An 8490-nucleotide genomic window follows, 5' to 3' on the forward strand; every position below is an offset into this window, starting at 1 on the left:
CTGCGTCGCGGAAGTGCTGACCGAATTGGGCTACGCGGTTGAAGCCGGCCCGGACGCGATCGGCCAGGCCCCGCTGGCCCCGGACGCCCGCCACGTCATGCTGGCCCGGCGGCCGGATCTGCCCGGCCATGCGCTTCGCCTCCAGGTCACCGACCAAGGCAAGCTGTTCAGCCGGGTGGCGGCGGTCAGGCCTGCCAGCCCCGCACAGGACAGCGCCGCCGAAGAGCTGACCTGCGCTGATGTGCTCACATTGCCGGCCGCGCTGGCGAGGCACGGGATCAGCGCAGAGCTCAGCTTCGCCCGCCGCCCCGGCGAGGTCGAGCTGCCCCACGCCGGCGACCAAAGCCGCCCCGGCGCGACCAGGCGGGCGGGCGGGACTAGGCACACGGCGTCGGGCGCGGACAAAGACGAAGAACGAGCTTTGGGGACGGGCGATGACTGACCAGGTGGCCATCGGCCAAACAACCGAGACCGTGGCCGCGACCGAGCAGCCCCCCGCCTGGCTGACCCACGAGGCGCGCGCGACGCCGCTGTGGCTGCGGTCTATCCACGCGGGCCTCAGCGCGACGGCGCTGTTCGTGGTGCACGGCTCCATCCGAGACATCCACATGGCGGACGCCGGGGGCGGCCCGGCGGTTGACACGCTGACCGCGATTGGGCGGGTGCTGGAGGCGAACGGCTTCGACGGGATGCTGGTTTACGACCCGCTGGACGGACTGCGCCTGGTCAGGCTGACGTCCAGGCTGGCCAAAGAGCAACTCGACAACCAGTTCGCCGCGGCGCTCGGCGCGGCCCCGGACGCGATCGAGTGCGCCGACTACGCCAACCTGGACCGAATCTGCCACTGGGTGACCAGTGCCCGCCAGCCTCGGCAGGAACAGGACGCGCGCCTCGCCCTCGTCATTGACTACACCTCCCAGACGGCCGATTCGGCCAAACCGACCGGCGACCTCCAGCGCGCCATGCTCGCCGCCTTGAAGGCCGCGAACCATTCGCACGAGCCTGGGCACACCTTCTTTCACCAGGGCTTCCGTCCCTCCAGCTTGAAGCATCCCGTGTTCTGGCTGGCGGACAAGACCTCCGACCTGCCCGCGTGGATGTCCGCGGGCGCCGCCCGCCAGGTTGCCATCCCGCTGCCGGACTTGGACACACGTTGGCGCTTGGCGCGCGCGTTGGTGGCCGCCCAGCCGGAGCCGGCCGCGGACCGGTCCCAGGCCAGGCAATTGGTGGAGAGGCTGGTGGCCGCCACCGAAGGCCTGACCCTCAAAGGCATGGTGGAGATTGTCCAGTTCGCGCGCACCCAGGGCGGCCTCGCGACCGGGATCGAGGAGGCGGCCCGCACCTACCGGCTGGGCGTGTCGGAGAACCCATGGCAGGGGGAGGCCTTGCGGGAGCGGATCATGGACGGCCAGGCCGCCCTGGAACGGCGGGTCAAGGGGCAGCGAAGGGCGGTGCGCCGCGCCTTGGACCTGATCATGCGGTCGGCGCTGGGCCTGACCTCGGCGCACCAGGCCAAACCGGGCGGGGCGCCGCGCGGCGTGATGGTGCTGGCCGGCCCAACCGGCGTGGGCAAGACCGAACTGGCCAAGGCGGTCGCCGAACTGGTCTTCGGCGACGAGCGCGCCATGATCCGCTTCGACATGAGCGAGTTCTCCCAGGAGGGCTCCGACACGCGCCTGATCGGCGCCCCGCCGGGGTATGTGGGCCACGGCGCGGGCGGCGAGCTGATCAACGCGATCAAGAAGCAGCCCTTCACCGTGGTCCTGTTCGACGAGATGGAAAAGGCCCACCCAAGGGTTTTCGACAAGTTCTTGCAAATCCTTTCCGACGGCCGCCTGACCAGCGGCAGCGGCGAGACGGTGTCCTTCGCGGAGACCATGATCATCTTCACGTCGAACGTGGGCGCGGGCGAGGCGGCCGCCTTGGGCCAGACCGAGGCCGATTCGGACGCGGAGGTCGCCGCCTACGAGAAGCTGGTCCTGGACGCGATGGACCGCTTCTTCCAGTTGCCGCGCGCGCAGGGCGGCCTGGGCCGCCCGGAATTGCGCGGCCGGATCGGTGACAACATTGTGGTCTTCCGCCCCATTTCCCGCCGGATCGCCGCCGAGCTGGCCAACCGCTTCATCGACAACGCCTTGACCCGCGTGGCCATCGAATGCGGCCTCCCGGTCCGCATTGCCGACCAGGCCCGCGCCAAGGCCGTCGCCGCCATGACCGCGCCCGAGCACCTGTCCGCCGGCGGCCGAGGCATAGCCTTGGCGCTCGAACCCGTGTTGGTGAACCCGCTGGCCCGCGCCATTTTCGCGGCCCCGCCGGCACCCGGCGGCTTGACCGTGGCGGACATCGAACGCGGCGAGGACACCGGTTACCAAGTGGTGCTCACCTCATGAGGACCGGGGCCGCGCCGTGACCGCGCTGACCGTGACCTGCGAGGTCTGCGGCCAGCCCGTCCCCCCGGCCGCGGTCATGTGCCCGCGTTGCGGCACGCCGTTCACCGGCTCGCCTTTCACCCCTCCCGCCGATGCCGACCGGCCGCCTCCACAAACGCCGCCCGGTTCCGGGGCCCCCCTCCCCCCGCCACGCGCAGCGACCGCGAGAGGCCCGGCCAGCCCGGGCACGGGCCACGCCCCGCCCGCCGATGCCGACCGGCCGCTTCCCGGACCACGCACGGGTTCGCAGCTCGGTGACGTGGCTGCCGCTCGCGCCATGGGGCGCGACGGGGCGCCCGCCGAGTGCACCTGCCCGCAATGCGGCCTGGGCGACTTGCCGAGGGGGATCCCCGATTGCCCCAGTTGCGGCTTCGCTTTGGGGAACGCGGGGCTGGGGAACGCGGGCTTGGCAGCGGGCGCCCGGACAGCCGCCGGTCCCTTCGAGACTCCCCAGTTGGTCGTGGCCGGCCGGGTGATCGACATCCCGGCCGGGGAGGCGGTGGTCCTGGGACGCGACCCGGCCGTGTCCTCGCTGGCGGGAGCGCTCTCCGACTGGCACGGCGTGTCACGGCGGCACGCTTCCGTGACCGTGCGCGGCGGGACGGTGACAATCCAAGACTTCGATTCGACCAATGGCACCTGGGTGGACGGGGAGCGGCTTGGCGCCAACGCGGTGGTCCTCGACCTGCCGGCCCGCTTCCGGTTGGGACAAGCGGCCGAAGTCGAAGTCAGGGCCGGTGGCCAAGCCGAAGCGCCGACCGGCGGCCCGGCGTCATGACGACCCCGCATCCGCCGCGACACCCGGAGCCGCTGGAGCCGCCTGGGCCGCCGCCAACCGTCTTCGAGTCCCTGGCCAGGGCGCAAGCCGCTCGGCCCGAGTCAACCCCGCCAACGGTGTTCGAATCACCGCCGGAAATGGGGACGGTCCCTGGTGCCGGCTCGCCGGAAACAGGTACCGTCCCCATTACCGCAGGGTCACAGGGGCCGCCTGCAACCATGTTCGAGGCGCACCCGCCGGGGCGGGCTGGCCCTGCCTGGTTGCGGGCCAACTTGCCGCCCGAACTGCAGGCGCGGTTCGAACCGATGCGTTCGCTGAACGTCTCCGCCGGCCAGGCCGATCTGATGGTTTGCCGGGACCGCACCACCGGGGCGAACGTGGTGATCAAGCTTTACCGGTATTCGGACCAGCTGGACCGGGCGGTGCTGGCGAAGCTTTACCAGGCGGACCCGAGGCATGTGGTGCGGTTGCTGGACCACGGGGAGAGCCAAGGCGTGCCGTGGGAGGTGCAGGAATACTGCCTGAACGGCACGCTGGCGGATCTCAGGCAGCGACTGGGCGGGCGCGTCCCGCTGCTGCAAATGCCGCACATTGTGCGCGAACTGGCTGAGGCGTTGCACCACATTCACGCCTTGGGCATCACCCACCGGGATTTCAAACCACAGAATGTGCTGGTACGCGCGCCAGGGCCGCCGCCGGATCTGGTCCTAACGGATTTCGGGGTGGCCCGCGAACAGTTCCAGGCCACGCAGTTCACATCCATCCGGGCGACCTTCGCGTGGGCGGCCCCCGAAGTGCATGAGGGCGTTCAGAAGGCGCCGGTCGACTGGTGGGCGTTGGGCGCCACGATTTTCGAGCTGCTGACCGGCCGCCATCTCCTGGCGGACGCCGCCGGCCAGTTGCTGCCGGATGTGCAAGTGCGCCCAATTGTGATGCGCGGCCTCTACTCGACCGACCCGCTGGGCCCGGGCCGCTGGCGCGACCTGGTCGACGGCCTGCTGACCCACAATTCCGACCGACGGTGGGGCTTCGAGCAGGTCGAGGCGTGGCTGAATGGCGGTGACCCGCCGGTGGACCGGTCATTGATCGGGCAGGGACGCGGGCGGGCCGGATCCGTTGGCGCCGCCGGGCCCGCCGGAACTCAGAGCGCCCCGGGCATCCGGTTCGTTTTCAACGGCCGCCCGGTCTCCACCGGGACCGAGTTGGTGGCGGCCATGCGCCAGGACTGGGGTCCCGCCGAGGCGCTGCTGGCCGGACGAATCGACCCTCTCTTGACCGAATGGCTGAGCGCCACGCCCGAAGGTTTCCGGGCGGTTCAGGAAATGCGGCTGGAAAACACAGCCGGGGCGCGCTTTGTGCGCCTCCAGACCGCGCTGGACCCGGCTTCCCCGGCCGAGTTTCGCGGGCGGAGGCTGGATGAGGCGACGTTGGCGCACGGCATCGGGCAAGCGGTGGGCTGGCGGCCTGGCGGTCCGGCGGAAGCTGAGCAGGCGGCGGACTGGCTGCTGGCCGTGGCGGAACAGCGGGTGTTGCGGGCCGTGGCCGGGTCGGGGCGGCCGGGCCAGGCGGCCGGCGAACGGCTGGGCGCGGCCGACCTGCGGCTTGAGGGATGGCACGGCCAGGCTCGGCGCGTGGCGGAGAGGGCCCCCGGCGGGGACATGGCGGAACTGGTCGCGCTGCGGGAAAAGGCGCTGATCGGGCAGTTCTTCGCGATCGCGTTCGGTTCGGCGCCCGCGGAGCCGCTGGCGCGCGAAATGATTCAGCAGGTCGAACGCAGGAACACGGCCGGGGCGCTGTGGCTGGAGGGGCAGGCGGTGGCGGCCGCGAAACTGTCCGGCGACCAGTTGTCGGCGTCCTTGGGGCACTTGGCGGCGGTGGCGGTGCTGTGCGAGGCGGTCACCTTGGACAACGCGGAGGCGGGACGCGAGGCCGCAGCCAGGCGGGAAGCCGCCGAGGCGACAGCCCAGGCAGAGGCGCGACTCGCCGAGCGGGAGATGAGCGTGGCACGACGCGGCCACGCCACCCGCGTGCTGGTGGGCCAACTGCGTTGGCGGACGGCGGTGGGGCTGGTTTACGCGCTGTTCGGGGGTTGGGAATTGACCCGGTGGGGTCTGTTCACCGGGGGCGCGCTGCAAGAATCGCTCATCGTCTTCGGCTTCGCTGTCGCCGGGGTGGCGCTGGCCACGCTGGTCGACTGGCTGATCGAGAATCCGGCCGGGAACCTGCGGGCGGCCATGGCCACTGCGGGCGGATTCGTCGGGGCGATGATCTGGCTGGAGGGGTTGCGCTCAACCTATCTGGGCCGGCCCACGGTGTGGTCGGTGCCGCTGGTGTTCGCGACCGCCTGGATTCTGGGGAGCATCCTGTCCTTCGGCCTGCGCGCCTTGACCCGTGGCCGCTCGGTGGTGGATCCCGCCGAACGCTCGCGCCGCCGGGCGGCCCGCGCGGCGGCCAGCCGGGCAGCGGCTCCCGCAGCAGGACTGGCCGGAGCCAGGAACGGGACCGCCGCCCACGGCCCCGTCGGCGGCCCTGCCGGCGGCGGCCCTGTCAGCGGCGGGGGCTTTCCCGCGTGGCCCGGCCTGCCCGGCGCCGGAGCGGGCGGGGCCGCCGTTCCCGCCGCCGGGGCGGGGATGGCCCCGTACGCGGGACCCGACGAATACGAGAGCACAATGGCGACGCAGCGCCGCATCGCAAAGACCTTCCGGCGCGCGGCGGTGGCCCGCGCCTGGGTCTGGGTCGCTGTCGGCGCCGCGCTTTTCGCCGCCGCGTCGGGGCTGGTCTTCGACTCTTGCGGGGCCGACTGCCGCCCGCTCCACCAGGCCCTGCTCGGCAGGGTCGCCAACCAATCGGCCCTGCCCTTCGACCCGCTCTCCCTGGGCCACAATCCGTGGATTGTCGGGTTGGTCGCGCTCATCGCATGGCTGGCGCACCTGGCCTCCCGCCCGTTGATGCGCTTCCACTGGCAACCCGGCTGGGCGGCAATGTGGGCGGGCCTGGCCTTGGCGGTGGTGGTCCTGGCGATCAGCCCGGACTCCCCGGCCGCCTGGCTGGCCAGCTGGCTCTCCACCCTCACGCCCTCCTAGCCACGAGTAGACTCGAAGTCGAATCTTCCGCTTCCCGCAAGAGGAGGCTTGAATGAGCGGCAGCCTCGCGTTTCCGTGCCCTAGCTGCGGTTCGACGCTTTCCTACGATGCCGTCTCCGGCTATTTGCGCTGCTCGGCCTGCGGCGGCGCCTTCGCGCCCGGGTCCGGCGGCCCGGGACCGGCCCCCGGCCAAGGCCCGCACACAGCCCAGGACCCCATGCCGGCGGCGGAAAGCCGAGACGGCGGGGGGAACCTGGCCGCGGCGTCGTGCCCCAGTTGTGGAGCGCAACTCACGGTGCTCAGCACGACTTTGGCCTCCACCCAGTGCGCGTACTGCCGCAGCCCGGTGGTGTTGCTGGGCCAGCTCAGCCAAGACTTCGCGCCGGACACCGTTGTGCCGTTCACGGTTTCCCGCGAGCAGGCCCAGGCCGCGCTGGAGGCGTGGCTGGCACGCAAGCGCTATCTGGCCCCTGGCTTTTACTCCAAGCTGCGGCAAGACCCGCCAGTGGGGGTGTACTTCCCGTACATGGTGATCGACGCTCAAGTGGACTCCACGGCCGAGGGCGGGGCGACCTTCAGGCCGGAAGACAGCGAAGACGCCGCCGAGGAGTTCCGCGTGCTCGCGAAGGGGAACGTGCAACTCCAAGGCCTCCCGCAGTCGGCGCTCCGCGCCACGCGGGCGGACAAGGTCATGAACCTGCTCCAGCCTTGGGACTTGAGACGCGAGGTCCCGTTCGCGCCCGGCTACCTCGCAGGGTTCCAGACCGAGCGCCGCGACCTCGACTTCGCGGACATCGCCTCCGAGGCCGCCCTCGCCGTCAGCTTGGCCGCGCGCCGGGTGCTGGCGGGGAAAGTGTTCGAGGCCTACCCGCGCTGCCGCCAGTTGCGGTTGTGGGGCGTCAGCCAAATCCTGAACAGCCAGTATCACCACACGCTCCTGCCCGCCTGGGTTGTGTATTACCTGACGCCCTCGGGCGGGTTGTACTACTTCGGCGTCAACGGGCAAACCCATGAGACGGTCGGCTCCGTGCCGGTTGACATGCCCAAACTGAAGCGGCATGCCACCGGCGTCGCGCTGTTGACCGCCCTGGTGATCATGCTGTTGGCGGCGGGCGTCATTTTGCCGTTCGCCGGCATTGTGGGCGGCTCCGGGGTGCCGGCGACCACGCCGGCCCTGATCGCGTCACTATTGGCACTGGTGGTCGCGGGCCTGGCGGGCTGGCTGGCCTGGCGGATCATGTGCCACAGCGTGCTCAAGAAGTACGGCCTGATGCGCCGGGAGGACCCGCCGGACCAGGCCATCGGCTGGACGGTCGCGATGACCGACATCCGGGCGCAAAAACCCAAAGACGACAAGGCGGTGGCCGCCAGGTACGCCGCCCTCGGCTCGCCGTCATGGGCGCATTACACCAGGCCGCAGGGCTCGGCCCCGCACCAGTTGCCAACCGAGGTCTTCTGGGCGCCGGACGGCAAGACCCCGACGAGCGCCAACAAACGGGGCATCGTCACCTTGGAATAGGGCCGTCTGGTTGGCGGCGCGTTGGGTGGCGGGGATCAGCCCGGCATGCACTCCGCCCGCCGCCGCGTCGCCGCCGGCCGGTCGCCGCTCAGACTCCCCCGGAGCCTGCGGCGTCGTGTTGGGAGCGCAGGTAATCACGCGTGAACGGCAACTCGAAGCGCAGAAATCCCCGCCCGGACGGAGCGATCCGTTCGGCGGCGATCAACCTTGCCCGGTACTTGTTAACGGGGACGGTACCTATTTCCGGCTTGCCGGAAATAGGTACCGTCCCCGTTTTTGTCGTTTGGGTCAGGCCGTGCCCGTGGCGCCTTCCTCGACCGCGACCGCGGCGCGGGCCGCCCCCCCAGCGCCCAGGATCATGACTCTGCTCCCGCGGAAACCCCTGCCATCCTCTCGCAGCGACTCCAGCAATCCTCCCATATCAGTGTTGAAACCAGTCAGCCTTCCATCTCTGACGAGAACTGTGTTGACCGCGCCGCAGAGCTTCGCTTCCTCATCCGTCTCGTCGAGAAGAGGAATGATGCCGCTCTTGTGCGGAATCGTGACGTTGAAACCACTCAGCCTCGACATTCTGGCCGATCTCACGAAACTCTCGAGTTCTCCTCGCCGAACCTGGATGGCGTCATATCTCCCAGTCACTCCCAGGTCGGAGAAGACCATCCCGTGGATGACTGGGGAGAG

General features: G+C 70.7%; 5 protein-coding genes and 1 pseudogene. 5 read left to right on the forward strand and 1 reads right to left on the reverse strand.

Features of this window, described 5'->3' with window-relative positions:
- The 5 genes and pseudogenes from LBC97_15465 to LBC97_15485 form a co-directional block, all read left to right on the forward strand.
- Positions 1 to 442: hypothetical protein (locus tag LBC97_15465; GenBank protein MDR2567425.1), on the forward strand; the 442-nt coding region annotated here is incomplete at its 5' end.
- Positions 435 to 2390 carry an AAA family ATPase gene (locus tag LBC97_15470; GenBank protein ID MDR2567426.1) on the forward strand — a complete coding sequence of 652 codons (1956 nt, stop codon included), beginning with the start codon at positions 435 to 437 and terminating at the stop codon, positions 2388 to 2390. The genes LBC97_15465 and LBC97_15470, both read left to right, overlap by 8 nt.
- Positions 2391 to 2406: 16 nt before the next feature.
- Complete coding sequence (locus tag LBC97_15475; GenBank protein ID MDR2567427.1) at positions 2407 to 3207, forward strand: FHA domain-containing protein; 801 nt, start codon at positions 2407 to 2409, stop codon at positions 3205 to 3207.
- A gap of 344 nt (positions 3208 to 3551) precedes the next feature.
- Positions 3552 to 4247, forward strand: a pseudogene (locus tag LBC97_15480) (protein kinase).
- 2095 nt (positions 4248 to 6342) lie between these two features.
- Entirely contained in the window at positions 6343 to 7809 is a 1467-nt protein-coding gene (locus LBC97_15485; GenBank protein ID MDR2567428.1) for a phage holin family protein, read from the forward strand.
- Between the two features lie 288 nt (positions 7810 to 8097).
- Here the strand turns inward: LBC97_15485 and LBC97_15490 are convergent.
- On the reverse strand, positions 8098 to 8490 hold a 393-nt coding region (locus LBC97_15490), incomplete at its 5' end, for a hypothetical protein (GenBank protein MDR2567429.1).

The organism is Bifidobacteriaceae bacterium, from assembly GCA_031281585.1.
Classification (GTDB): Bacteria; Actinomycetota; Actinomycetes; order Actinomycetales; family WQXJ01; genus JAIRTF01.

Bases quoted from the DNA above. Each gene is read 5' to 3' on its own strand.
- LBC97_15485 (MDR2567428.1), top strand. From the start codon at position 6,343: ATGAGCGGCAGCCTCGCGTTTCCGTGCCCTAGCTGCGGTTCGACGCTT.
- LBC97_15470 (MDR2567426.1), top strand. From the start codon at position 435: ATGACTGACCAGGTGGCCATCGGCCAAACAACCGAGACCGTGGCCGCG.